Annotated in this window: 21 protein-coding genes; 13 read left to right on the top strand and 8 right to left on the bottom strand. The window is 42.2% G+C overall.

The features are described from left to right. Positions 1-145 precede the first annotated feature (145 nt). Positions 146-631 carry a GyrI-like domain-containing protein gene (locus WAM07_RS10820; protein ID WP_422166770.1) on the top strand — a complete coding sequence of 162 codons (486 nt, stop codon included), beginning with the start codon at positions 146-148 and terminating at the stop codon, positions 629-631. Positions 632-1,549: 918 nt separating this feature from the next. On the opposite strand, the gene WAM07_RS10815 is transcribed toward WAM07_RS10820, so the two are convergent. Then, positions 1,550-2,296: an IucA/IucC family C-terminal-domain containing protein gene (locus WAM07_RS10815; protein ID WP_422166768.1), complete on the bottom strand. Its 747-nt coding sequence runs from the start codon at positions 2,294-2,296 to the stop codon at positions 1,550-1,552. Positions 2,297-2,537: 241 nt separating this feature from the next. Between WAM07_RS10815 and WAM07_RS10810 the strand changes: the two genes are divergently transcribed. From WAM07_RS10810 to WAM07_RS10795, 4 genes are all read left to right on the top strand, one after another. Further along, complete coding sequence (locus WAM07_RS10810; protein ID WP_422166767.1) at positions 2,538-4,433, top strand: IucA/IucC family protein; 1,896 nt, start codon at positions 2,538-2,540, stop codon at positions 4,431-4,433. Positions 4,434-4,439: 6 nt separating this feature from the next. Beyond that, positions 4,440-6,428: an IucA/IucC family protein gene (locus WAM07_RS10805; RefSeq protein WP_422166765.1), complete on the top strand. Its 1,989-nt coding sequence runs from the start codon at positions 4,440-4,442 to the stop codon at positions 6,426-6,428. Positions 6,429-6,452: 24 nt separating this feature from the next. Beyond that, positions 6,453-7,658 carry a type III PLP-dependent enzyme gene (locus WAM07_RS10800; RefSeq protein WP_422166763.1) on the top strand — a complete coding sequence of 402 codons (1,206 nt, stop codon included), beginning with the start codon at positions 6,453-6,455 and terminating at the stop codon, positions 7,656-7,658. Positions 7,659-7,788: 130 nt separating this feature from the next. Further along, entirely contained in the window at positions 7,789-8,316 is a 528-nt protein-coding gene (locus WAM07_RS10795; protein ID WP_422166762.1) for an RDD family protein, read from the top strand. Positions 8,317-9,021: 705 nt separating this feature from the next. Here WAM07_RS10795 and WAM07_RS10790 read toward each other — a convergent pair. Beyond that, positions 9,022-10,431 (bottom strand): Na+/H+ antiporter NhaC family protein, encoded by a 1,410-nt coding sequence (locus WAM07_RS10790; protein ID WP_422166760.1) that lies wholly within the window; start codon positions 10,429-10,431, stop codon positions 9,022-9,024. 208 nt (positions 10,432-10,639) lie between these two features. On the opposite strand from WAM07_RS10790, the gene WAM07_RS10785 reads away from it, so the two are divergent. The 4 genes from WAM07_RS10785 to WAM07_RS10770 all read left to right on the top strand — a co-directional run bounded on the left by WAM07_RS10785 (position 10,640) and on the right by WAM07_RS10770 (position 14,211). Next, positions 10,640-11,500 (top strand): GAF domain-containing protein, encoded by an 861-nt coding sequence (locus WAM07_RS10785; protein WP_422166758.1) that lies wholly within the window; start codon positions 10,640-10,642, stop codon positions 11,498-11,500. Between the two features lie 93 nt (positions 11,501-11,593). Beyond that, the gene (locus WAM07_RS10780) at positions 11,594-12,034 is read left to right on the top strand and encodes an SRPBCC family protein (protein ID WP_422166756.1); all 441 of its coding nucleotides are present in this window, start codon (positions 11,594-11,596) and stop codon (positions 12,032-12,034) included. A 108-nt stretch (positions 12,035-12,142) separates the two neighbouring features. Further along, positions 12,143-13,282, top strand: coding sequence for a DEAD/DEAH box helicase (locus WAM07_RS10775; RefSeq protein ID WP_422166754.1), 1,140 nt, complete (start codon positions 12,143-12,145; stop codon positions 13,280-13,282). 185 nt (positions 13,283-13,467) lie between these two features. Continuing rightward, positions 13,468-14,211 carry a CAP domain-containing protein gene (locus tag WAM07_RS10770; RefSeq protein WP_422166752.1) on the top strand — a complete coding sequence of 248 codons (744 nt, stop codon included), beginning with the start codon at positions 13,468-13,470 and terminating at the stop codon, positions 14,209-14,211. A gap of 41 nt (positions 14,212-14,252) precedes the next feature. On the opposite strand, the gene WAM07_RS10765 is transcribed toward WAM07_RS10770, so the two are convergent. Further along, complete coding sequence (locus tag WAM07_RS10765; RefSeq protein ID WP_422166750.1) at positions 14,253-14,888, bottom strand: hypothetical protein; 636 nt, start codon at positions 14,886-14,888, stop codon at positions 14,253-14,255. 190 nt (positions 14,889-15,078) lie between these two features. On the opposite strand from WAM07_RS10765, the gene WAM07_RS10760 reads away from it, so the two are divergent. Next, positions 15,079-16,476: an amidase gene (locus WAM07_RS10760; RefSeq protein ID WP_422166748.1), complete on the top strand. Its 1,398-nt coding sequence runs from the start codon at positions 15,079-15,081 to the stop codon at positions 16,474-16,476. Positions 16,477-16,517: 41 nt separating this feature from the next. Here the strand turns inward: WAM07_RS10760 and nagZ are convergent, their stop codons facing one another. Further along, positions 16,518-17,756, bottom strand: a complete 1,239-nt coding sequence (nagZ, locus tag WAM07_RS10755) for a beta-N-acetylhexosaminidase (RefSeq protein WP_422166746.1) — start codon at positions 17,754-17,756, stop codon at positions 16,518-16,520. Positions 17,757-18,085: 329 nt separating this feature from the next. Between nagZ and WAM07_RS10750 the strand changes: the two genes are divergently transcribed. Continuing rightward, positions 18,086-18,550 carry an NUDIX hydrolase gene (locus WAM07_RS10750; protein ID WP_422166745.1) on the top strand — a complete coding sequence of 155 codons (465 nt, stop codon included), beginning with the start codon at positions 18,086-18,088 and terminating at the stop codon, positions 18,548-18,550. Between the two features lie 147 nt (positions 18,551-18,697). Here the strand turns inward: WAM07_RS10750 and WAM07_RS10745 are convergent, their stop codons facing one another. Continuing rightward, positions 18,698-18,802: a putative holin-like toxin gene (locus tag WAM07_RS10745; RefSeq protein WP_014645089.1), complete on the bottom strand. Its 105-nt coding sequence runs from the start codon at positions 18,800-18,802 to the stop codon at positions 18,698-18,700. 237 nt (positions 18,803-19,039) lie between these two features. On the opposite strand from WAM07_RS10745, the gene WAM07_RS10740 reads away from it, so the two are divergent. Then, positions 19,040-20,215 (top strand): MFS transporter, encoded by a 1,176-nt coding sequence (locus WAM07_RS10740; RefSeq protein WP_422166743.1) that lies wholly within the window; start codon positions 19,040-19,042, stop codon positions 20,213-20,215. Between the two features lie 336 nt (positions 20,216-20,551). After that, positions 20,552-21,856: an alpha/beta hydrolase gene (locus WAM07_RS10735; protein WP_422166741.1), complete on the top strand. Its 1,305-nt coding sequence runs from the start codon at positions 20,552-20,554 to the stop codon at positions 21,854-21,856. 43 nt (positions 21,857-21,899) lie between these two features. Here the strand turns inward: WAM07_RS10735 and WAM07_RS10730 are convergent, their stop codons facing one another. From WAM07_RS10730 to WAM07_RS10720, 3 genes are all read right to left on the bottom strand, one after another. After that, positions 21,900-22,622: a Bax inhibitor-1/YccA family protein gene (locus tag WAM07_RS10730; protein WP_422166739.1), complete on the bottom strand. Its 723-nt coding sequence runs from the start codon at positions 22,620-22,622 to the stop codon at positions 21,900-21,902. 127 nt (positions 22,623-22,749) lie between these two features. Then, complete coding sequence (locus WAM07_RS10725) at positions 22,750-23,373, bottom strand: response regulator (RefSeq protein ID WP_422166737.1); 624 nt, start codon at positions 23,371-23,373, stop codon at positions 22,750-22,752. After that, positions 23,351-24,703 (bottom strand): sensor histidine kinase, encoded by a 1,353-nt coding sequence (locus WAM07_RS10720; RefSeq protein ID WP_422166735.1) that lies wholly within the window; start codon positions 24,701-24,703, stop codon positions 23,351-23,353. The genes WAM07_RS10725 and WAM07_RS10720 overlap by 23 nt, the downstream gene beginning before the upstream one ends. Positions 24,704-24,911 lie beyond the last annotated feature (208 nt).

Genomic DNA, 24,911 nt, shown 5'->3' with positions numbered 1-24,911 from the left:
TTCTACTCCTGTATCCTGTGTCTGGGAAAGATTTTAGCGAAATACTACGAATAAAATCGAATCCAACATTTCAACAAGGAATACGATCTTTCGTGTGGAAGTAGTCAGGGAGAGTGACTAAAATCATAAAGGAGTGGCTCATAGAATGAGTGAACAAATTTCAACGGCTGTAGAACCTAAGGTCGTGAAAAAGTCCAACTTCAAGGTAGTCGGTACGTATTGTCAGACGATGATGGACGAGAGGAATGTTAAAATTCCCAGATTGATGGAGCGTTTTCATACTTCTAAGCTTCATGAAGTAAAAAACCGCATTAACCGCCCTTGTTCCATCGGAATGTTTGTAGATCCTCCTAATTGGAATGAAGACACTGAGTCTTTCTATTGGATTGCTGCTGTAGAAGTGGATAGCTATGAGAAGATCCCGCAAGATATGATTACGAAAACGATCCCGGCTCACACGTATGCTGTTATAGAATATGACCCGTCCGTCCACGACTTTGACCCTTATCCTTACTTGCATAAATGGATAAAGGAAAAGGGATATACTCCCGTAGACAGCTTTGGCTTTGAGGTTTATCACCCTTATACAGGATCTAAAACGAAATATTCTCTCTACCTGCCGATTGAATAACAGTAAAAGCAAGGTCCTTATGAAGCGGGCCTTGCTTTTTTATAATCTTCTTGTATGTTGTTGTTTTCATAAGCAGCTTATTAAACAATGGGGGCGGATCGTGTAAGACTCATTTTCGAGATATCTTTGGTCCGTTACTTAATATAGAGGAGGGATGGCTGCGGAAACAACTCGCTTTCCTGCGGCCCTACACGATGTAGGGTCGATCGACGTTGCCAAAGGACGTGGCGACTTTAGTCGATCCTCCTTTTACTAGGAGCCTCCTCGCTCGTTTCACTCTCTGTTGGGTCTCGCCTAGCTCCTTCTCCCGCGGGAGTCTCGTCGTTTCCTCCGCCAACCCAACTTTATTAGGAAGAACGGACCCTTTGCAAGAGAGAATGCTCTCCTGCTTAATCGACCCTAAAATGCTTCTATAACAAGCTTTTTCACAATGTTCTAGCCTTATCACCCCATGCTTTTTTCTCATCAAGCAAACAGTATGTTAGATGGTTTCGAGTCTCAAATTCGGCCCGGTCCGGAGGGGGACGGTGAAGACTCCTGTGGGATGAACATGATCGGTAAGATCCCGGAAGGCGAAGCCTGAGGAAGCTTACCACATGCCCACGGAAAGCGAAATCGTCCCCCGCAGGACCTAATTCTCACAAAAGTCTCGAAGCTGAGTCTTCCAGTATCGGGAGCTTTTCTGTAAAGTCCAAAGTGAATTAAAATAGCGTAATTAAAAGGATAATTGGAGAGAGGGTGATATTATAAATGCCAGATTATTTAAGCTTTGGCAATTAAAGAATTGCTGAAACTCATGCGCATCGAGCCACAACTCAAGTTCAGCATCTTCTAACGGGTCTGCAGCTCGCGGAAAAGGGCAAATGAAATGAGCGAAACTATTAAAAAGGAACTTCCGACCTCGGGAAGTTCCTTTTCTTATAGCCGGTCGTCCCGTTCTTCATCAGAAATAAGTGGACAGGTGGGACAGCACTTGGCTTTATTGGCTCCGTGGAGCATATATTTCATACAGCAATGCCTGCGTACATAAGTTTTCTTACCATTGTCTGCTTCATAAAAACGAAAATCGAAATGAAGCGGGTTCCTCATATTCTTGCTAAAACAAACTTCCGTAGTAAACCAGTGAAAAACTTTTTCTGCGTATTCCTCGTGCTGGGGATGGTTCTGAATAAATTCTCTATATTTTTGATGAAGGTTATGAGAAACAATAGACCGCATATGAGTTGATTTACAACCTGTGGTTTGAGCGACCAGCTGAAATAAGGGTTGTAAATGTTGTACAAGGTACGTATGAATCAATTCCTTTACCTTTTCATCGGAAAGATCATGAGTTGAATAAACGGCGTCTTCTGAGATGATATAATTCATCTTATTTTTTTCCTTCAGTTCAATACCAACATTTGAGGGCATCATATCGAGAATGAGATGATGTTTTACAATCATTTCAAATAATCCCATGGTAATAACTGAATACATTTTTCCAAAAAGAAGTCCTGTAATGGCAATGTTCGGAGCACCCAATTGATGCTTTTGAATTTGGATGAGCTGTTGAATACGTTCTTTATCGTGAATGAGATCAGCCACCCTGTAGGAGACCTGACCTTCGTATGACTCGCCAATATAGATTCTATGATTGTTTTTGATTTGTTCAAATGCAGTATTCATTTCTATGACTCCCACATTTTGTATTTTTCCACCAAAAACCTTGGAAATGATAACTGTTATCAATTATAAAATATTTTTAGAATTCCAACAACAGCTTGCCATCATAATTAATAGGGTGTGGAACGTATGCTAGTTGAAGCGGCAAGCAAGTTACAATCCTAGCTTTAGAAATCGTCTAGCAAAGCATATATAATTGAAAAAGCGACTATTACTGGGAATTCTTTATCGAGGTGAAATAAATATGGAAGAAACAATGCGTGCAACATCCTTCATACAGAACGAGTATCCCCAATTTAGAGAAACTTACCCTGCTCATGCAGAAACAGCTGAAAAAGTTATTCTTCATCAGCTGATTCAAGCCATTATACGTGAAGGAATTGTTCGCTATGAACGGAACGATGATTTGTCCACGATCTCTATTCCATTGGGAAAGGGAGGGAACCTGCGTATAAAGGTTTCCAGAAGGTACCGTTTAGGGCATCTCGATATAGAAGGCCATGTACAGTATGTGGATGAGAGAGGTAACAGTCTTACTATTCACTCACCTGAAGATTGTCTCGATTTACTATTTGAGGGTAACGAGATTTCTGAGACTCAATCGGCGTTTTATCAAGAAATCAGGAATAGTGTTGAGAATTATGGGCTTGCACTAACCATTGCTGAACACCGGGCTTTAGCTGTAAAAGAAGAAGCACGTGGGTTACAAACCTCGGATGCTTTTTCATATGCTCATAAGAAAAAGGGCGAGAGTGCATCATTCAGTCCTTTAACTTTCTTTGAGCAATGGGTCATCCAGGGACATACCATTCACCCGTGCTCTCGTACAAGACTGGGGATTTCCTTAAAGGATATGACCCAGTATGCACCGGAATGGGAAGGGAAGCCGTGCGTTATTCCTCTGGCTGTTCATCACAAATATAGCAAAATGACTTCTATAGAGGGACGGACAGTCAAGTCGATTTTATTTGAAGAGTATCCAGAGTTGAAGAAGGCTTTTGAGGAGATGTGTGTCGCGAGAGATTGCAATCCTGAAGAATATGAAATTATTCCTATTCATCCATGGCAGTTCCGTCATACACTTCCTGTCTATTACCAGGAAGCATTAGAAAGAAAAAGGATCATTCCCATAGAACATGCAGGGATTAAAATGGCTGCTCTTATCTCTTTCCGGACTCTGGCTCCTTATCAGAATCGGGTGAATCACCATATAAAAACGGCTGTGAACGTCCAAATGACAAGTGCGATCCGGACGGTTTCAGCAGCTTCTACTCAAAATGGCCCCACCTTATCGAGATTGTTTGAAGAGGTGTTCATAAATGATTCCTCGCTCGCCCGTTCCTTAACTACGATGAGTGAACCTTCAGGGATTCATTACGAGCCGGAAGGGACAGTTACGGAAGAGGAACGTCACTTTTTACAGAAGAATGTAGCGTCTATTCTTCGTGAAAACCCGGAGAAAACAGTCGCTGAAGATGAAATAGCCGTACCTGCTGCTTCTTTGTTAGCAGAATCTCCGATAACGGGGGCTTTAATTGTAGAAGAGCTGGTCAAGCGTCAAGGGAAAGCAACCATTGCAGAGTCAGCTGCAGCTTTTATTCAGGAATATGCCCGGGCTTTATTACCTGGAATCGTTACGCTTATCACAAAGTACGGGATTAGTATGGAAGCTCACCTTCAGAATTGTGTGGTTGTATTCAAAGATGGACAGCCGCAAAGGGTCATTCTTCGGGACCATGGAGGTATTCGAATAATGAATAAGCGGTTGAATCGTTTCTTTTCTCAACAGCCAATCGACCCGAGTACGAACGTATTGACAGAACAACGGGGAGAGCTTCTGGATATATTCTCACATGCTGTTCTGCATAACCATCTTGGGGAAATCATTGTTGCTTTAGTCAGACAGTCAGGGGTCGAAGAGGGTTTGTTATGGGAAGCGGTAGAGGGAGTCCTGCGTGAAGTATATGCATCGTTAGAGGAGAACACTCTGACAGCTGAAGATGCTGTAGAGGACGCAGCCATTATTTTTACAAACCCTTCAAGGATGAAAGCTCTTGTGAGGATGCGCTTATTGAATCAATACACGGAAAATAGTTATGTCGACATTGCCAATCCATTTTCACCCGGAAGTGAGGTGTAACCAATCATGATGATTCCTTTACCTAAACTTGAGAAACACGGTAAAGTACAACCACTTTTAGAAGAGCAGAACTGTTTACGGTTTCTTTACGAGAAGAAACCCGAATACGTACCTCAGTTTCTTGCCTATATGGAGAAAGGAAGAAAAGGAATTCTCCATAAATTAGCGGACTCTATTTTAAGGGAAAATATTAATGAGTATTATAGCGGTGCTATTGAATTGAAAAAGCAGGGGCATACCCTGTTCATTAATGAAAAGCCACATGCATGGGAAGGGATTTACAAGCGGCTGCAGGATTTTCCGCTTCAGGAAGAGTTGAGTTATAAAGTGGCTCAGTTTAAGCGATACGCCATTCTTTTTCCTGTCCAGCGAGAATACTCGTTTCATCTCGTTGAAACGAGTGGTGACCTTGTTTATCTGGACAAGCATGAGATCCGCGTCATTTCGGCGGCCTCGGAGCTCGTTCGTTTAATGTTCACTAAAGAAGAGTATCCGAACAGGGATGTCTTTATGCAGGAATTGGATAATGGGACAGCGAATTTAACGCTCGCTTATATGTACAATGACAGATGGAAAACTTACATTAAACAAGAAGCTTCTCAGCTGGAGGCGGCAACTACGTTCGAGTACTTAAAGGAAAAGCAGAAGCGCACGCCCGACTTCTCTAAAAGTTTATTCTTTGAACAGCTTGTTGTGGATGGTCACCATTTACACCCAGGAGCCAAAACGAAGCTTGGTTTATCTTTTGAGGATGTTTTTCAGTACTCCGGGGAATTTCATCAGTCATTCGAAGTCCGTTTTGCAGCAGTTCGAAGGGATTATCTTCGGACGACCCTGGAGAAGGGGAGCATACTGAAGGGTTTTTTTCCGAGGGAGTGGCATGATGCCGCCAAAGAGTTGACTGACAGAGGATACAATGCTGAGGAATTTGAAGTGCTGCCGGTCCATCCTTGGCAGTTTGAACATGCCGTTCCTTCTATCTATGAAGAAGAGATTCACAGTGAAGTTATTATCTTATTAGAAGATGCAAAGCTAAGCGCACAAGCAACTTCTTCATTTCGAACGGTAGCTCCCCTGGACAATGAAGCGCCGGTCCTGAAGCTTGCGGTAAATAGTCAGATGACCTCTACGGTTCGTTCCATTTCCACACAAACAGCTATGAACTCTACCATATTTTCTTCCATGATCGAGAAAATTATGGATCAAGAGGGGCATTTGAATGGATTTGTTCCGTTAAATGAAATATCAGGGGCTTCTTTTAGATCAGAAGATCAGTTGAAAAGCAGAAATCTTACGATGCTAATTCGTGAAAATATTGATGCAAAGATTGAAAAAGATGAAGCTGCTATTGCGGGAATGGCCCTTTATGCAGAGTCTCCTGTTACAGGGACAACAATGCTTAAGGAACTGGCAGACCAGCTCAGGGTAGAGGAGAGCTTGACAGAAGCGCAGGCATCGGCAGAGTTTTTTAACGATTATATTCAAATAGTAATTCCCGCGTATGTTACTTTGATGGTTAAATATGGGGTCGCGCTTGAAGGGCATCTTCAAAATAGTATCCCTGTCTTTAGAAAAGGACGGCTGACTCGCTTCTTTTTCAGGGATTGGGGAGGATCACGCGTATATGAACAGAGGATTCGAAAGCAAAACCTGAACCCTTCTTTTGCTGCAGGTTCTGTTTCCGTCACCAGTGAACTATCTGAGGTGCATAACAAGTTGTACTATACGGTTTTTCAAAACCACCTGGGTGAGATAATCAGACAGCTGGTGCTATATTCAGGTTTGGAGGAAAAGGATTTTTGGAAACAGGTAAAGTTAACTTGTGAGAAAACCTTTGAAACACTGCGGGTAGATTCGAATTTAAAGGAAGCGGTAGAAGAGGATCGTGCTTTTTTATATCAATCTTCTGTGATGCATAAGTCACTCACGAAAATGCGGCTGACGGACAGCAAGGAATACGGCTATAATAAAGTGCCGAACCCGTTAGCGTATTAAACAGGAAAGTCGGAGGAGTCAGTCTTGATTACCAATGAAGAACTTACATTAGAAAAGTATATAAAAGAAAAGCGTAAACAAACGAAAGATCCGATATGCGCCTATATCTATGACTTAAAGCAGCTGAGAGACCATGCAGCTTCCCTTAAGGACAGCCTCCCATCTTTCTGCCGGCTGTATTATGCCGTAAAAGCCAACTCTGATCAACCCTTGTTAGAGACATTGGATCCAATCGTCGACGGATTTGAAGTGGCTTCAGAAGGTGAAATAAACAAAGTGGCGGCAGAAACAGAAAAATCAATGGTTTTTGGGGGTCCTGGAAAGAAAGATCGTGAAATTGAAGCGGCTATCCATTCGAACGTAGAATACTTGAACGTTGAAAGCTTCCATGAGCTGAATCGAATCAATTATATAGCCAAACAGAAAAACGTAACGGTACCTATTCTTATTCGTGTTAATTTGAGTGTAAACATTTCAGACAGCCACCTGCGCATGTCTGGTGTACCCTCTCAATTCGGAATAGATGAACGTGAGGTACCTTCTTTTATTGAGGCAGCACTTGCCGCTGAATTTGTTTCGATTGAAGGGTTTCATTTTCACGCTATGTCGAACAACTTAGATGCAGAGGCCCACGTTCGTTTCGTTAAAGTCTGCATAGACAAAACAAAATTGTGGAGAAAACAGTTTGGTTTATCCGCGATGATTGTGGATCTGGGCGGTGGAATTGGAATCAACTACTGGAATCCAGAGGATCCCTTTGACTGGGAAACACTTGCCTCTGGTATTGAAGGGCTGAGAACAGAAGCTGAAGACCTTACATTAATCATAGAAATCGGACGCTATATGACGGCAGCGTGCGGGTCTTATGTAACGGAAGTGCTCGATATAAAAAAGAATCATGATCAGCATTTTGCCGTGATCCGGGGTGGTTCGCATCATCTTCGTCTCCCTGCTGCCTGGAAGATGAGTCATCCGTTTAGAATTTATTCAGTGGAAGAATGGAACTATCCTTTTGCACGGCCGGAAGTTTTAAAAACGGATGTTACGGTTGCGGGGGAGTTATGCACACCAAATGATGTGCTCGTTCGAAAGGAGTATGTGGATCGGCTGCGGGCAGGAGACATCGTCATATTTGAATATGCAGGTGCCTATGCCTGGAACATTTCACACCACGAATTCTTAAGTCATCCCTACCCCGAGATTATTTATGTAAATGCAACTGAAAAATAAGTCTGTTTATTCAGCTGGGCGCCTCCATTGGTAGATGGGGGTGCTTTTCTTTACTTGCGAAGGGTATAATAGTTTCAAAAGGAGCAGGAAAATGGTGAGGCATTAAAAATGTATAGGAGAGGTGTCACCTATGTCTTTTTCCCTCTTCAAAACTCGATTATATGCTTTTCTGCTGGATTATCTCATCATTGTATTATATGGGGTTTTGGTGGTGGGAGGTATCTCCTTTATACTGCGATCTACTATTACCCCTTTGTTCTCACATTCTCCAGTCACAGCTCAATGGACAGGCTTCCTTCTTATCACATTACCTGTTTCACTTTATTTCATGATCGGTGAGCAATCGATTTGGCAGGGGACCGTTGGAAAAAGGATGATGGGGGTTCGTGTTGTTGATCAAGGAGGAAGGCGGATAGGAATTGGGCGTTCTATCCTTCGCACAACGATTAAATTTCTCCCCTGGGAAGCGGCTCATTTTGCAGTATGGCATTTGTTACTTCCTTCTGACTTTTCGGAGAGGACCCTTTATTTCATATTAAGCGCTGTATATATCACGGTATTTTTGTATTTAATCCTACCTCTCACCAATCCAAAGCGAAGAAATATCTATGACTGGGCGGCAGGTACAGTAGTGATAAATACACAAAGAACTTCTTAATAGATGAAGATTGCGTAAATTTAATTTGTTGAAAATGTTATTCGTTATAATAAATAGAATTGTTAAACTAATGAGCCGGATTGTGGAAGACTCAGTTTCAAAATAATCTGGGTCCGTTGCCCAAAATTTGATAAGGATGGCTGCGGAAACAACTCGCTTTCCTGCGGGGGAACTGGCAAGCCTCCTCGCTCGCTGTCACTCCCTGTAGGGTCACGCCTGGCTCCTTCTCCCGCGGGAGTCTCGTCGTTTCCTTCGCCCCCCCAGCCAGGAGCGGATAAAACGGCCCCTTCTATTAGAGAGGTAACGTCTTCAAGTAAATATAAATGCTTATATAGCGGGGGGGGTATACCCTTTAATTCACTAGAAATTTAGCGTCGATTTCAGGTTAATGATCTTCATTTAGCAGACATCTTCGTAGAGGATTTAGAACTCCCTATTTCGCAAGGTCCAGAGGGGGACGATGAAGACTCCTGTGGGATGAAAATGACAGGGGAGACCCGGGAAGGCGAAGCCTGAGGAGGCTCCGCGCAAGGGATGTTCGACTAAGATCGCCACATCCTGTGGCAACGTCGAACGAACCTGCGTCGTGCAGGGCCGGAAAGCGAAATCATCCCCCGCAGGACCATCCACGTCAACAAATATCTTTAAACTGAGTCTTAAACAAACGGGAGCTTGTCTTTAATTGGAATTCGGAAATAGGGGTATTTAAAAGAAAAAGGAGAGGCCGAAGTATAAAACCGCTGCAGCCGAAGCAGCCCATAAAGCGGGCTTCAACTTGAACTTAGCATATTTTATGGCATTTAAATTTAATATCCCCGCTGTCGTATTCGTATCATCGCTCAATGGGGAAGCAAAAGCACCAAATGTCCCACTAGCAAACACGGCACCGATCACCATCGGCAGAGAACTCCCCGCAACAGCGGCTATGGAAACACCAACCGGCATAAGAATTCCCCAGGTCCCCCATGATGAACCAATAAAATAAGAAAGCCCGCAGCCTACAATGAAGATAATGACGGCTACAAAACCAGGAGGAATCCAGCCGAACCAGGAAGAGATCGTATCTGCAAACGCAAGAGCTTCAGAACCCTTACTAAGCCCCCATACCGTTCCCAGTAAGAGGATAACTCCCATAATTTCATTTCCCCCATAGATTAAGCTGTCCATAATTTTTTTAAGCGGCAATGCTGTTATTTTTAAATAAATGACGAACCCGATCAAGGTAGTAACTACACCTAAGACCATGGCATCCAACACGGCATCGTTGATCAGCGCCTTAAATCCCTGCTCGCCATCTTCGACTCCTACCATATACATAAAAAAGAAGGTTAATACGATTACACTTGCGAGCGGCACAATTAAGTTCCAGGGCTTTGCCGGTAGCTCTTTAGTTACGGCAGGATGACAGTCCTGCCAATCATCATCGTCCTTCCCCTGATCCTGGCTCATGTCTTCAGCATCTGTGGCAGGTTTTTTATTGCGATGGAAAAAACTTAAATAGAAACCTACAATTAGCATAGAAAAAGCAAAGAAATTAAAGGGAATACTGCTGATGTAAAGAGAGTAAGGATCACCTTCCGCATTAGCCTGCTGCAAGGACAACTCGATCACAGATGTCATGTAACCAACGAAGGCAGTAGCTACAGGGATCAAAACGACTAAGGGGGAAGCGGTTGTTTCGATGACAAACCCAAGTTCCTGCTTACTCATAGGAATATTTTTCCTCATGGCTTTCATAACTGGAGCAATGGTTACGATGCGAAAACTAGGAGCACTGAACGTCCCAAGTGATGATAGCCAGGTAAGGATAAAAGCACCTCTTTTTTTATCAATACGTTCTGTGGCTTCCTGAACAAACCCTTTAATCCCCCCGGACACCTTCACAATACCTATTAAGGCGGAAAAAGCGTAGAGAAAAATAATGATTTTCATGTTATTTTCATCTGTCAGACCTTTAACGATGAACATGAAACCTGTCATCATCCCTCGGAGCCAGTGTGGATCTACCAAGTATCCAGCGACAATAACTGCAAATAATAAACTAGGAATCACCTGCTTGGTCCAAATGGCAGCTAATATGACGACTATAAAAGGAATAATGGCAATCCAGTCCATAATATATGTACCTCATTTCGGGCGATTGATTTTTATAGGTTGTGTGGAGTTGGCAAAAGATATTCCTTTCGCTTATCGGATTTCAATTTTGATTAAAAACATTACTTAATAGTGACATATTTGTTACTGTAAAAGGGTAGATAACGAATAGCATTTTACAGTATAGTCAATATAAAGTGATGTAAGAGTATAGAAAGGTGAGTTAGTTATGAATCATCCACCTCAAAAATTTTTAATACCAAGAAATTTTCAGGACTTCGAGGAAGTCGCAAAGAGTATTATTGAACTGATGGATCAATCCACTAATCTTGATACTTTGTTTTTTACCTCAGATGACGGAGAAACTTGTAGAGTTATACAAGTAGCCAGCCAAAAGGAACCCCTGGTTTCAAAGGGAGAAACCTTTCCTTTAGACGGTACTCTCTGCCAAAGAAGTCTCGACCACGGAAAAAAAGCATTTATCATTTCTGATCTTACAAGAGAAGAAAAAGGCCAGGCAATTTTGGGAAAACGTCCATTGGAAGAAGGGAGTTTTATAGCCGTTCCTATTTTTTATAAAGATGGATCCAATTATGGAACCATCTGCGGGCTGCATTCAAAGCCCACTTATTTCTCCAGGGAGAGCATTGAATTGTTCGAAACCATGGCTTCGCTCCTGACCTATGTACTTGAACTTGAGCGTGCTAAAGAGCAGATTAATCAATTGTCAGCACCTCTTGTTCCCATCACGGAAAGCGTAGCGATCTTACCGGTAATCGGAGAGATTAGTGAAGAGAGAGCTGATATGATCATCCAGATGACTTTGCAGAAAAGCCAGGAGTGGGAGCTCGATGATCTAGTGATTGATTTGTCGGGTATTTCTGATATAGACGAGACAGTCGGGGCCTCTCTGTTAAAAATTGTGAATATACTTAAGCTGATTGGGGTTACCCCAGTGATTACAGGGATGCAGCCGGATCTTGCTGTGAAGGCTGTTGATATTCGAGATGAATTAAAAGAAGTGGACAGTCAGCCAAACTTAGGAAGCGCGCTAAAAAAACTGGGCTTTTCTTTAAAAAGAAATGAGTAACCTTTTTTTATATTGTGGGATCGAGGCAGGGGAATAAGGGGAAGTAGAGAACTATTTAATGAGGATTGATTCTGTTTATTCCGGAGGGTTTTTATGTCTTTTCTTGAAAAAAGTATAACCATTAAGAAGCCCGTTAATGAAGTCTTTGAAGCCGCTACTGATTTTAAAAACAGCCCTGAAATTATGGATGCTGTGATTAAAGTTGAACTATTGTCAGAAGGGCCGGTCCGGAAAGGTTATCAGTTTAAAGAAACGAGAGAGATCAGAGGCAGGAAAGCTTCCTCTGTGATTGAAGTGACTAAATTTCTGAAAAACCAGCGTTATTCTGTACAAAGTGTCCAGAACGGTCTTGATTTGAGATATCATTATACGTTTTCCGAAGTGAGTGATGGTACGAAGGTGGAATTTCGCGGAGAACTCTATACAGAAGGGCTTCGTAATAAGCTGACCAGACCTTTGATCGAAAGAATTATTAGAAAAGAGGATCAGGACCACCTTGTCCACTTGAAAAATTATATCGAAACCAACCGTTAATCGTGTATAATATAAAACAAGCTATGGATTATGTATAAAAGGTCTCTTAACCATCCAATATGGTATGAGGCCTCTTTTTTTATGATCGTAAGAAAGGATATGAAAAATATGAGTAACAACCAAACACAATGGTTTAATGAATTATCCCCTTTTCTAAAAGAAGCATGGAGCACTTCTGGGTATGAAAACCTTACAACGGTACAGGAACGTGCCATCCCATTGATTTTAAATGGAGAGGATGTATTGGGTGAAGCTCCTACCGGAAGTGGAAAAACGCTAGCCTATCTTATTCCTCTGCTTCATAAAATTGATCCAGACCAAAAACACACCCAAGTCCTTATTTTAGCTTCTTCTCATGAACTGGTCATGCAGATTAATGAAGAAGTTCAGAATTGGACGAAAGGAAGCGGGATTAACAGTACTACCTTAATCGGCGGAGCAAATATCAAACGTCAAATGGAAAAACTGAAGAAGAAGCCCCAAGTAGTGATTGGTACTCCTGGACGGGTCTATGAATTAATGAAAAAGAAAAAAGTAAAAGCACTTGAAATCAAAACAGTGGTCATGGATGAAGCCGATCAGCTGCTTGTCCCAGAACATATTCGAACGGTCAATGACATTCTGGAAAGTATGCTCAAAGATCGTCAAATCCTGTTATTCTCAGCAACGATGCCTGAAGAAGTAATTGACATAGCACAGGAGTTTATGGACGAAGAAACAGAAGTCGTACGTGTAGAAACAGAAATACAAAAGCCGGATGTCGAGCATACGTATATGGTGTGTGAAGATCGGGATAAGATTGAAGTCCTTCGTAAGCTTGCCAGGATGGAAGGTTTTAAGGGGCTTGCATTTCTTCAGGATATAGCGAAGCTGAATGTATTTGCCGAGAAATTAACCTATAAAAACTTAGACCTCGGTCTTTTGCACAGTGATGCAAAGAAAGAACAGCGCGCTAAAGCGATTAGAGAGTTTCGTAAAGGTGATTATTCACTGCTTTTAGCAACTGATGTGGCAGCAAGAGGTCTTGATATTAAAGATATTAATCATATCGTCAATTTAGATGTACCGAAAGATGCTACCGCTTATATCCATAGAGCTGGCCGTACAGCCCGGTTAGGCGCATCGGACGGGACTGTAATATCCCTTGTGAATCCAGTGGAGCAAAAAAGGTTGTTGAAGCATGCCCGTGATCTTGATTTATCGATGCAGGAGAAAGTGATCTATAAAGGTTCTCTAAAAGATGCTTGATTAATTGGATCATGGGGTATTCTTTAGTAAAGAGTTGTTAAAGCTTAGTATAACTAAATCAGAGTATGATTTTATGGAAATGATTGGTTCATTCCCTTTGCTTGTGGTACCTTCCCGTGGATGAGATAATAGACTTATCAGTAACCTCCAGACTTTAGGCAACTTGATGATAAGGAGCGGAGTAGATGATTAAAAAACTCCTGTTAGTAATAATAGTAGCTGTAATTATTGGAACAATAGCTGCCCCGTCCTATGCTCAGGAAATATGGGAAAATAAAGATGACCATCTCGGTTCGGTCACGGAGAAAGCCCACCAAGTAGGGAATTGGTTCAGCGACTGGGATGCTTCCAGCCCGTTAATTGAAGAACTGAAAAAATATTTTGGAAGCGGTGAAATGCCGGAACCTGAAATAGAAACTAGTCCTGCCCCTGTGGTCCCGGAAGATAACCAGAATGCCGCATCTAAAGAACGTTCTGGAGAAGAAGTTAACAAGGAACAAACCGATCTTTCTTCTTCTTCTCTTAAAGATTATGAACCTTCTGAGTATGAAAAAGAAGTAGTAGCGCTGGTAAATGAAGAACGGGCGGCAGAAGACTTGGAACCTCTTGAGATGTTCAATCGTCTAAGCGGACTTGCGGTTGTGAAATCCGAGGACATGGCTGAAAAAAAATATTTCAGTCATACTTCTCCTACTTATGGCTCGCCATTTGAGATGATGGATGAATTTGACTTCTCTTATTGGGCCGCCGGTGAAAATATCGCGGCTGGTCAGCGAACTCCTGAAGAAGTCGTGGAAGGCTGGATGAATAGCGAAGGACACCGGGCAAATATTTTAAATGATCAGTTTACACACATTGGTGTAGGTTATATAGAAGACTCCGGGAAATACGGTACGTACTGGACTCAACTATTTATGAAGCCCCGGTAAAATATTCTTCAAAAAAACAGTCAGCTATGCTGGCTGTTTTTTTATGACTTTTTTTCTTCCGTCAAAGAATGCACATATCCTTTTACAGTAGGTCGGTCGGTATGGCTTTCCACGTTAGACCATTGAGTAATAATGTAGAATAGAGTAATAAGCATGGCGGCGAGGCCAGTATTCATAAAGCCTGCGGAAGGACGTGAACCGTAATAGTAAAAAGCAACTTCGTGATAAATAAAAAACAAAAGGGTTGTAAGAGTGAAATAAGCAAATCGTGACATGAATGGCTTGGATTTATGAAACAGGCAGGAAAGCAGCAAAGGTGCCCAATAGATAACAGAGGAGACAGCTAATAGGAAGAGATGGAGAAAAAAGCCGTATCCACTGGGAATCATAGAGAGAACTTCAAAGCTGACTACGACACCGAAAAAGAAAACGAAAGCGCTGGAAAGCAGGAGGTGGCTGCTTGAGACCAGCCATCGAAAGGATTTACGAAACCAGAGATGGTTTTGGTTCGCATACAGGATAAACAAAGGAGCAGCGCCAAAAGCAATGAGACTTCGTGTAAGGTTTACAGCTGGATCAGCAGTAAGAAAATTTAAGGTGATTAAAACAATGAGGAAAGAGGCGAATCCAATAATCCAAACAAGCTTTCGACTTCTAAGGGGGAAATGGTTTTTCATTCACGTATCCTCTCCTTTGACTTTGCTATAATTTTCCCTGGCTGGATGAAAATAAACGCTGACTTGTTTATTTTTTGGTGGAAAATCCAAGTGCTGTTTTCTACTTAAGGTTAAACGGCAGAGGTGGAGTAAATAGTTTATTTTTGGTGGTATTTCATAGAAAATGAGAAAGGAAAGGGAGGCTGATCAAATGGAAATATATGATCTTCACGACTTAGACGGGATAGGGCAACGGCGTTTAATTGAAGAAAACAAGTTACAGCCTGAAGAAATTGTTAATCATTATAAGGCAATGATCAATCGAAAGAACCCTGAGCTCAATGCGGTTGTACATAAAACTTTTGAGGAATCAGCCAATATCAATGGCAATGGTGTGTTTAGAGGTCTTCCATTTTTAATTAAAGATTTAAATGCGATGAAAGGATATCCGCTTTCCTACGGTTCTAAGATTATGGATGGATTTAAAGCATCAGCAGATGATGAGATTGTTAGACGTTATAAACAGGCAGGATTAACGATTCTAGGTAAAACTAATACACCTGAATTCGGCTTTACTCCGGCTACGGAATCTGTTCATCTTGGTTTCGCGAAGAATCCGTGGAACCATAACTATTCTCCTGGCGGCTCGAGCGGGGGAGCCGCAGCGGCTGTAGCATCTGGCATGGTTCCGTTTGCTCATGGCAGTGATGGAGGAGGGTCCATTCGAATTCCAGCATCGAACTGTGGAGTGTTCGGACTCAAACCGACCAGAGGACGGACACCCTTTTCCATGCGTTTGAATAGTTTCGCAGTTAGTCACGCTCTAACCCGTTCTGTTCGTGACAGTGCGGCACTTCTGGACGTTTTGGAAGGTCCGCAGATGGGGGATCTGTTTGCTACTCCTGCTTACGAAAAACCTTACACGGAGGTAATAAAAGAGGAGTTAGGCACCCTTAAGGTGGGCTATCTAGCTGATTTCGGGGAATTAATGGACATTGCACCCGATGTGCAGCAAGCGGTGAATGAGACAGCTCATTTGCTGGAATCCTTAGGTCATCATGTAGAAGTCGCTTATCCTGATTTTGATTTGCACCGTTTCATGGACGCTTACGTGACGGTATGGGTACTAGGAGGGGCGCTTGCTGTTCAGGATGCTGCCCGAATGAATGGAAAAGATCCATCTGCACAGAATCTTGAACGAATGCTTTCTACCTTGATCGATAAAGCTTCCCGATTTACAGCTATGGAATACGAGCAGGCCCGGATGTTCTTAGCTTCTGAAAGTGAGAAGGTTCATCGATTTTTTGAGAATTATGACGTGCTGCTTCATCCGGTTACTTCTAAGTCGGCATTGCCGCTTGGCTGCTATAATGGAGAAGAAAATACGATTGATGAGATTCTCGCGGTGTCTGCTCAATATGCTCATCTTTCTCCTATTGCCAACGTGACAGGACAGCCTGCTATGAGTGTCCCATTGTACTGGAATGATCAGAACGTGCCAATCGGCTCACATTTTATGGCGAAGTTCGGGGATGAAGCTACACTGTTTAAATTAGCCGCCCAGCTTGAGGAAGCTAAACCCTGGTGGCATCGTTATAAAGAAATTTAAAAAAGAAAAGCGTGTTTCCCGACGGTTAGCGGGAAGCACGCTTATTGAATCTGATTCCATACCTCTTCAATTTGCATATTGAGTTGAGAGATTTCTGCGGTGTCCTCATACGGTTCACTTAACTTATAAGTTTCCTTTTTCTGAAGTATTCTTGTAACACTGGTATTTAACTGACTTTCTGGAATTTGTCCGTCCCTAACAGCTTGGATAAGCAAATTTTTCACACTCTGAAACTGACTTGTATCTGTTAATAAAACCATATCCGCCCCTGCTTGTATCGAGAGTACGGCTGCTTCGCTTGTTCCATAATTATTGGAGATTGCTCCCATAGCCATATCGTCCGTAATGACAAGCCCGTTGAAATCCAGCTGCTCTCGGATAATACCTGTAATAATTGTTTTAGAAAGAGTGGCAGGGTATTTCTGATCGAGTTCAGGGAATAAGATGTGAGCGGTCATGATGGCATCTGCCCCTTGTTCAACAGCCGTCTTAAAAGGTACCCATTCGAAATCCTCTAACTCTTCTATGGTTTGATCCACGACAGGAAGGTCATAGTGTGAATCCACAGACGTATTTCCGTGACCTGGGAAGTGTTTGACCACGGGTATGACCCGAGCCGATTGTATGGCTTGCATGGCTGAGATCCCCATGTTTTTAACGCGCTCTGGAGTTTCTCCGAAGGAACGATCTCCAATCACTTGATTATTTGGATTGTTTACGATATCAAGCACAGGCGCAAAGTTCATATTAAAGCCAAATGCTTTCACTTTTTCAGCCAATAGTCGTCCTGTTTTTTGAGCAAGCTCTGGATCCATTGTGCCGCCAATTTTTTTGCTGGCAGGAAGATTCATGATGGCACTGTCCGGAATCCGGCTTACCCGGCCGCCTTCCTCATCAATCCCTAAAAAAAGTGGGGTGGGATTATTTGCATTTGCCTGGTGAATCGAATCCACTAAATTCTGCAGCTGTCGGGCGCTCTCAACATTTCGCCCGAGTAAAATTACCCCTCCAACCTGATTCTGGCTGATCATTTCTTTCTCCTGATTACTTAAAGTAAGTCCCTGGATACCAATATATAAGGTTTGGGAGACTTTTTGTTCTATAGACCACTGTAAGAGAGGGGAGCGGGTACTTTTCTCTTCGTTCGCTCTTAGTGGCATTTTGGAATGGGAGGATGCATCTTTTGGCGCGTTCTGAGTGCCACCTCTGATGTTGATTATTAGAATGACAGCCGACACGATAATAAGCGTTAGTCCAATAGCTGTAAGGGTGCGTTTCAAAGGTATTCCTCGCTTTCAAAATGAGAGTTTTTACTGCTGTCTGTTTTTTAAAGTATTCTTTAGCCATTGAAGACTTCACTATTCAAGAGGATCGAGCTCGTTATAAAAACTATGAGAAGCATCTTTTGGCAGGTAGGTACGTCCATATTTTACCACCTCAGGTCAAACAGATATTACCATTTGATTCATTTTAACACAGGCTGTGGAGAGGGGACTCTCCTTTAATAAAGTCTGGATAATTGAATGGGGAGATGAAAAAGTGATTTAATTGGAAGTATAAACGAATTGCACAAGGCGAGTGTAAATAAAGATAAGGGAGTACATTATTTATGGATTATATTACATACATCCGTTCGAAAGTAGGGAAAGAGCGAGTCATTATGACGGTATGCGGCGCATTTGTTATGGATGAACACAACCGTGTACTTCTACAATTAAGGGCAGATACGCAGACGTGGGGGCTGCCGGGAGGCTTTATGGAGATGGATGAAAAAGTGGAAGACGCGGCCAGACGTGAAACTAAAGAGGAAACAGGACTTGAGCTTGGTGAAATGGAACTGTTTGGTGTGTATTCAGGGACGGAGCTGCATAAAACGTTTCCAAATGGTGATCAGGTCGCTCTCGTCCAGATTTTATTTACTTGCAAAGAGTTCACCGGGGCATTTAATTTTCAGGATGGAGAGACATTAGATGCCCGGTTTTTCCCACTGGATCAATTGCCGGACCAAATATTTGAGAAGCACAGAATATTCTTAGACGATTACATAAACAAGCAGCCACCCGTTATAGGCTGATGGATGAAGGCATATACTTGTGGTACAATAAAGTTAGAATTGAACATTCGAAAGGCCGCAGCGTCCACTGCGGCCAGACAGGCAGCTGTTCCGAAGGGATCGGCTACTCACTGAGGAATAGACCTCTCCCGTTACCAGACAGGAGGTCTATTTTTTATTGGTCATTTTTATGACCAACGCGAGCAGAGCAATAAGGAAAGTTCCGAAAGAAAAGAGAACCATAAACACCTCATAGATACTCAAAAAAGGCATCACCCCCTTTCCACTTCGATAAGGGGGCAGCCGACCTCCTATATAGAAACACTGCCTAATTGTCATTTTATCACAACTATTATAGGTCAATAGAATGAAAATAATAGGCTTATAATTTTTTTAATATAATAAATCGCTTGCATTTGTTTTTATAGTTTTAAGTAAAGAAACCGTGGGAAAACCCTCCAAGCAATCAAACAGATTAATTATATATTACAATCTTCAGGAGGTAGCCACATGTCTCGAGGAAAGAGTATTCACGCTCTTGTCATCCTTATGTTCACCCAGTTTATATCGGGTGGGGTGACGAACACAAAAGGAATTGTGCTTGATCAGGTAGAACAGGATTTAGGACTTGATATGAGCCAGTTCGGACTTGTCGTTTTTATATTTCAATTAGGTTTTACACTAGCCAGTGTGCTGATCGGGTACTATACCGATAAAAAAGGGCTTCGCATTATGACAATCGTCGGTTCAATTATTATGGGACTTGGATTTCTAGGTACCGGTCTTGCCCCTAATATTACGTTCTTTTTAGGGTTTTATATGATCGTCGGCTTTGGCCTGGGTTCTCTAGGAGTTGCTTCTAACGCAATCGTGCCGGCCGCGTACCCAGATCGACAAAACAAGATGTTTAACTTAGCTATGGGTGTATATGGATTAGGAATGGTCGTGTTTCCACAGTTCTTAAACTATCTTTTCCAGTTTGCTTCCTGGCGTTATTTCTATATAGGGATTGCGGCAAGCCTTGTAGCCGTTATTATCTATATTACTTCGGTTCATTTTCCTAATGGAAAAGCTGAGAAGGTTGATTTGAAAGCCTTTATTCCTATGTTAAAAGATGCTCAATTCGTATTTCTTATGTTTTTCTTAGTCTTTGAAGTCTCAGCGGAAGTATCCTTTATGAACTTCTTCCCTACTTATCTTAAATCTCTTGATTTAGGCGGGCTTTCTACTGAAGCTAAAGAAGACATGGTAGCAACCATTCTATCTCTGTTCTCCGTATTTTTTATGGCAGGCAGACTAGCTATTGCTTACATGACTAACTGGATCAATGAACGCATTATTTTGATTACGTTCTCTGCAGGCTCCTTGCTGATGGTAGGAATCAGCTTCGTGTTTGCTAATGATTTCCCTTATTTATTCTCTGGTGCAGGTTTGTTTTTCTCAACATTATTCCCTACTGCCACAGCTTTTGGTACACAGCTTTCCAAAACAGGCGGTTCTGCACTAGGTTTAATATACATTGCTTCCGGTATCGGCGGCGGTATTGCAGGTTATATTGTAGGCTTGGCCTCTGAAATATTCGGCCAGGCTGGAGGATTTAGTATTGTGCTTATATTCTTGCTTCTCATGCTGATCACCACCTTGTTCATGAACAGTAAGAAGTCGAGCCAATTAAAAGAATCGTAGATCAGGGATTACGTAAAACAAGCATGGTCTCTTAAGAGGCCATGCTTGATTTAGTAATTGGCTCTGCTAAATCTTCATGTTGAAATATACGGATGAGCTGCCGATAGTGTAGCAACGGTTTTGTTTACTTCGGGTGGAGTAAATAGGGTTCTGGAAAAGGTTGAAGACCACGTTGGTATGGAAATTCAACAGTAACCTTTAATAGAGCCTAGAAATTAAAGATTTTCACGGACACATATGTTATAAATAGGTTAATTATTAAATTCTTATAACATATATTGTGGAATATTGTTCTGGATTAGACACTTATCTTTGGAGTAAAAAGGGAGGTTTTTTATGCGTGTTTGGCTGCCGATCATCCTATTGATCTTGTTAATAACAACCGGCTGTAGTGAAGGAAATCAGACATCTGAAGGAAGTGATAAAGTGGGAGGAGATAATTTAGAGGGGGAATGGAGTGGTTCGATTCAAGTGCCTGACCAGCCCTTAAACATAATCGTGGAGTTTCGGGAGGAGGAATCTCTGCAAGGTGAAATATCAATCCCTGCTCAAAATATAGAAGACTATCCCTTGGATCAAGTGAAGTTAAACGGGAAAGAACTTACGTTTCAAATGTCTATTTCTGGTCAGTCACTTCGTTTCATTGGAGCGGTGGAAAAGGATGTAATAAAAGGAACATTTACTCAGTCCGGCCAGAATTTCAACTTTGAATTACAGAAACAGAAAGATTCTTCCTCAAGCGAAAGTGAGGAAAACTTTATGACGATTGAAACCATTACCGGCACCTTATATGGATCTTTGCTTTTACCCGAAAAAGGTTCAAAGCACCCGGTAGCCTTAATTATTCCTGGCTCGGGACCTACAGATCGTAATGGCAATAGTCCTGGCATACAAGGAAAAAACAATAGCCTGAAACTTCTTGCGGAAGAACTTGCGGATAGAGGAGTGGCGAGTGTACGGTACGACAAACGAGGAGCAGGCAAAAATGCTCAAGCCGTAACGAAGGAGGGGGATATACGCTTCGATCAGTTTGTAGATGATGCTAAGCAATGGATAGATAAACTTAATGCAGATAAGCGCTTCTCAGAAGTAGTTGTAATTGGACACAGTCAAGGGTCCTTGGTGGGTATGATTGCAGCTGAATCAGGAAGTACAGATGCTTTTGTATCCATCTCAGGAGCTGGACGAACGTTTGATCAATTGTTAGAAGATCAGCTCTCAGAAAGTTTGCCGGAAGATTTATATCAGGAAAGTCTAACGATCCTTGAGAGGTTAAGAGAAGGGGAAACCGTTAAAGAAGTGAGTGATCCTCTAATGAGTGTGTTCAATCCTTCTGTACAGCCTTTCTTACAATCGTGGATGGCTTATGACCCCGCTGAACAGATGAGAGGAACAGAAGTCCCGACCCTTATTGTGAATGGAACAAACGACCTTCAAGTTACTAAAAAGGATGCTCAAATTCTAGCAGATGCTAACCCTGAGGCAGAATTACTCCTTATCGAAGGTATGAATCATGTTCTGAAAAAGGCTCCCGAAGACCGGGAGGGGAATATAAAGACATATGGAAATCCTGATTTACCTTTAGCAGAGGAACTAGTGCCAGGAATTATGGATTTTTTGACTCACCATGGGGTGAAGTAGAAGAGTAAAAGGAGCCTTTCCGCGCATGGAAAGGCTCCTTTAATTATCTCCTGAGTTTTTGAAGCAGACGGAGAATTTCAATATATAGCCATACGAGTGTAACGATCAGCCCGAAAGCGCCGTACCATTCCATATGTTTAGGGGCACCGCGGTTTACGCCTTCCTCAATAAAATCAAAGTCTAGAACGAGGTTCAGCGCAGCAATGGCGACAATAAATAGACTAATACCAATACCGATCGGTCCGCTGGAATGAAGGTAAGGAACCTCCATCCCAAAGAAAATGTTCATCACAAAGTTAATAAGATAAACGACAAAAATGCCTAGAGTAGCAGATACCACCATCAGTCGGAAGTTTTTCGTTACCTTAATCACTCGACTAGCGTATAGGAACAGAAGCACCCCCATAACGGCGAGCGTCAAGGATGCCGCTTGAATAACGATGCCAGGGTAGCTGCTTTCAAAAAAGGCTGAAATGCCTCCAATAAAGAAGCCTTCGAGTGCAGCATAAATTGGAGCGGTTATGGGAGCTGCTTTAGGTATGAATGCCGTAATCAAAGCAAAAATTAAGCCGCCGATTGCGCCGATCAGCATCATAGCTGTAACATTTGCTCCTAGAGAATACTGATACCAGGTGTATAGCGAAGTCCCTAAAAGAAAAATGAATAAGAGTGCAATTTTCGCAACCGTTCCGCCAAGCGTCATGGTTTCACCTTGGCTGCGATTTCGGAAAGTATCGTTTTTTAATACAGGGTTTCCTGTTCTCATGCTGTCCCTCCTTTAAATAGCTTGTCATAGTAATATACTAGAGCGAAATGTATTTCATTACTGTAAGATTGTACCCTTACAAGATGAAATTACACTTAGAGACGCGCGTTGGGGATTTAGAAACTATTCAATGAGTGTACCATTTATACAGTTTTTTCGGCCTTCCGATTTTCTGATGACTGACCACTTGTTTTACTTTGCCTTCTTCTAATAGATGCATCAGATATCGGTAAACGGTAGGGTATGCAAGACCGACTTCTTTAGAAATACCATCTACTGAAATCGGGGATTTGTGTTCCTTCAGGAAACTGGCAACGGTTTGCAATGTCCCCTTACTGATCCCTTTCACCGTGAAAACGTCCTCTTCCTCATCCTGGACACTCTTCATATTCGCAATTTGAGCATGAAGACGAATCCGGGATATTAAATCAGGAGCCTTCACGGGTTTTAATGCGAAGTCAGTTGCGCCTTCTTCAAGGAAGCGGTCGGCCACTTCCTGTCGTTCATCTACCGTCAGGACAAGAATCGGGATCTGCTGATTATGCTTGCGTAGCTCGCGGACGGTCTGTAAACCATCCATCTCGGGCATATGATAATCAACTAACACCACGTCGAATGCCCCGTTTAGGAATTTCTCTATACCCTCTCTGCCATTCACTGCTGTATCGGATTCCCATTCTGCGTGTTTACAGAATTCCGTCAGCATAAAGCGCAGCGATTCGTCGTTATCAATGATCAGGATCTTCATCATTCACTCTCTCCTTCGGTATATGAATCCAGAATGTAGTGCCAATTCCATGTTCACTCTCAATGGACAATTCGGCTTCATGTTCTTGGACTACATTTTTTACAAACGTCAAGCCGACCCCCGGGTGAGACTTGGTACTATATCCGGCATTCCAGATTTTCTCTATATTTTCTTCACTAATCCCGTGTCCATTATCTTTCACACCGATATAGACCCCGCCTTCACCTACTTTAGAGCAGATCGTAACGGTGGCGTCACTCAGACCTTCTACGGCATCACTTGCGTTATCAATTAAGTTCACAAGTGCTCGAGTCATTCGAATTTTATTAATATAGATCTGAATATTCTCATCTGCTTGCAGATCAAAATCATAAATGGTGGCCGAATCCGAAAGTTTATTAGCTCGTACATATTCAATGAATGTCTTTAATGTACACCAATTTTTCTTTTCATGGTACAAGATTTCAGAAACCATGTCGCTGGTTGATTGAATAGATGAAGAGATTTTATCTGTGTAGCGGAGAATTTCAGGATCCTCAGTTTTCATTTGAATTAATGAATTTAACCCTTCCATTAAAGAGAGGGGGGTTTTTAGGTCATGCACAAGGTGCAACGCTTCTCGACCAGACCGTGACTCCACCATTTCCAGGCGGGCAATGTCGAGGTCCTGGCGCATTTTCCATTTCTGTTCTGAGACCGTTAAATAAACAGCGAGCACAATAGCGTTAACGATAAATACGGCACTGAAAACCAGACTGTAAAATGACAGCGTCGTACCAAAGCCAAGTTGTTCAGCGATCGTCTTCACTTCCATCGAAATCGTGCCTCCTCCAAATCCAAAGGCACTTAAAAATAATACGGTATCGAGCCATTGGACTCCGAAGAGCAATTGCGCTAACACAAAGGATTTAAAAACAGGACGAAGCCTTCCTTTACCGAGCATATGCAGAAGCATAATGGACAATAACAGAATCAGGGCAGGGGCGCCGAAATGATAATTAATGGAGTTATACCCGTTAATGATCAGGTAACTTAGCGGAATAATGGACAAGGGAATAAGCACCTTAAGCCATGATTTCCCATAATAGGCGCCGATCTCATCACCTAGAAGCAGGGCCCCTATATAGTGCGGAAGGGCGCGAATGGTGTTCAATAGGACAAGAGCAAAAGCGGCCATCATCAGCGTGCTTCCATCCGGTTCTTCTCGCAAGCTTCTCATTAAGCTGCCAAGCCCGGACACCTCCACGCTGAGCCATAAAGGCATCGATATCCCAATTACGATCAGAAGGACTTTTATCCAGATACTTTTGGAGCGCAATAAAGCTTTATTCATCCTAATCATCCTAACACCGAGCATTCTTTCTTTTCATTCTAATACAGGAAAAGAATTTTTTCGATTCTTTTTTACGTAAAAGCGTTAATATAATGTGATGATTTTTCCCCTAACAAATTATAGAATCAAATGAGAAAGCTTGTATAATGATAATAGAAACCATTACATCAAGTGAAGGTGCTGCTATTATGATTTTAATCTTAGATAA

The sequence above is a fragment of the Halobacillus sp. genome (genome assembly GCF_049282395.1).
Classification (GTDB): Bacteria; Bacillota; Bacilli; order Bacillales; family Halobacillaceae; genus Halobacillus.
This window is presented reverse-complemented; position numbering and strand designations above follow the sequence as displayed.

Bases quoted from the DNA above. Each gene is read 5' to 3' on its own strand.
- WAM07_RS10820 (WP_422166770.1), top strand. From the start codon at position 146: ATGAGTGAACAAATTTCAACGGCTGTAGAACCTAAGGTCGTGAAAAAG.
- WAM07_RS10815 (WP_422166768.1), bottom strand. From the start codon at position 2,296: ATGAATACTGCATTTGAACAAATCAAAAACAATCATAGAATCTATATT.
- WAM07_RS10810 (WP_422166767.1), top strand. From the start codon at position 2,538: ATGGAAGAAACAATGCGTGCAACATCCTTCATACAGAACGAGTATCCC.
- WAM07_RS10805 (WP_422166765.1), top strand. From the start codon at position 4,440: ATGATGATTCCTTTACCTAAACTTGAGAAACACGGTAAAGTACAACCA.
- WAM07_RS10795 (WP_422166762.1), top strand. From the start codon at position 7,789: ATGTCTTTTTCCCTCTTCAAAACTCGATTATATGCTTTTCTGCTGGAT.
- WAM07_RS10790 (WP_422166760.1), bottom strand. From the start codon at position 10,431: ATGGACTGGATTGCCATTATTCCTTTTATAGTCGTCATATTAGCTGCC.
- WAM07_RS10785 (WP_422166758.1), top strand. From the start codon at position 10,640: ATGAATCATCCACCTCAAAAATTTTTAATACCAAGAAATTTTCAGGAC.
- WAM07_RS10780 (WP_422166756.1), top strand. From the start codon at position 11,594: ATGTCTTTTCTTGAAAAAAGTATAACCATTAAGAAGCCCGTTAATGAA.
- WAM07_RS10775 (WP_422166754.1), top strand. From the start codon at position 12,143: ATGAGTAACAACCAAACACAATGGTTTAATGAATTATCCCCTTTTCTA.
- WAM07_RS10770 (WP_422166752.1), top strand. From the start codon at position 13,468: ATGATTAAAAAACTCCTGTTAGTAATAATAGTAGCTGTAATTATTGGA.
- WAM07_RS10765 (WP_422166750.1), bottom strand. From the start codon at position 14,888: ATGAAAAACCATTTCCCCCTTAGAAGTCGAAAGCTTGTTTGGATTATT.
- WAM07_RS10760 (WP_422166748.1), top strand. From the start codon at position 15,079: ATGGAAATATATGATCTTCACGACTTAGACGGGATAGGGCAACGGCGT.
- WAM07_RS10750 (WP_422166745.1), top strand. From the start codon at position 18,086: ATGGATTATATTACATACATCCGTTCGAAAGTAGGGAAAGAGCGAGTC.
- WAM07_RS10745 (WP_014645089.1), bottom strand. From the start codon at position 18,802: ATGCCTTTTTTGAGTATCTATGAGGTGTTTATGGTTCTCTTTTCTTTC.
- WAM07_RS10740 (WP_422166743.1), top strand. From the start codon at position 19,040: ATGTCTCGAGGAAAGAGTATTCACGCTCTTGTCATCCTTATGTTCACC.
- WAM07_RS10735 (WP_422166741.1), top strand. From the start codon at position 20,552: ATGCGTGTTTGGCTGCCGATCATCCTATTGATCTTGTTAATAACAACC.
- WAM07_RS10730 (WP_422166739.1), bottom strand. From the start codon at position 22,622: ATGAGAACAGGAAACCCTGTATTAAAAAACGATACTTTCCGAAATCGC.
- WAM07_RS10725 (WP_422166737.1), bottom strand. From the start codon at position 23,373: ATGATGAAGATCCTGATCATTGATAACGACGAATCGCTGCGCTTTATG.
- WAM07_RS10720 (WP_422166735.1), bottom strand. From the start codon at position 24,703: ATGAATAAAGCTTTATTGCGCTCCAAAAGTATCTGGATAAAAGTCCTT.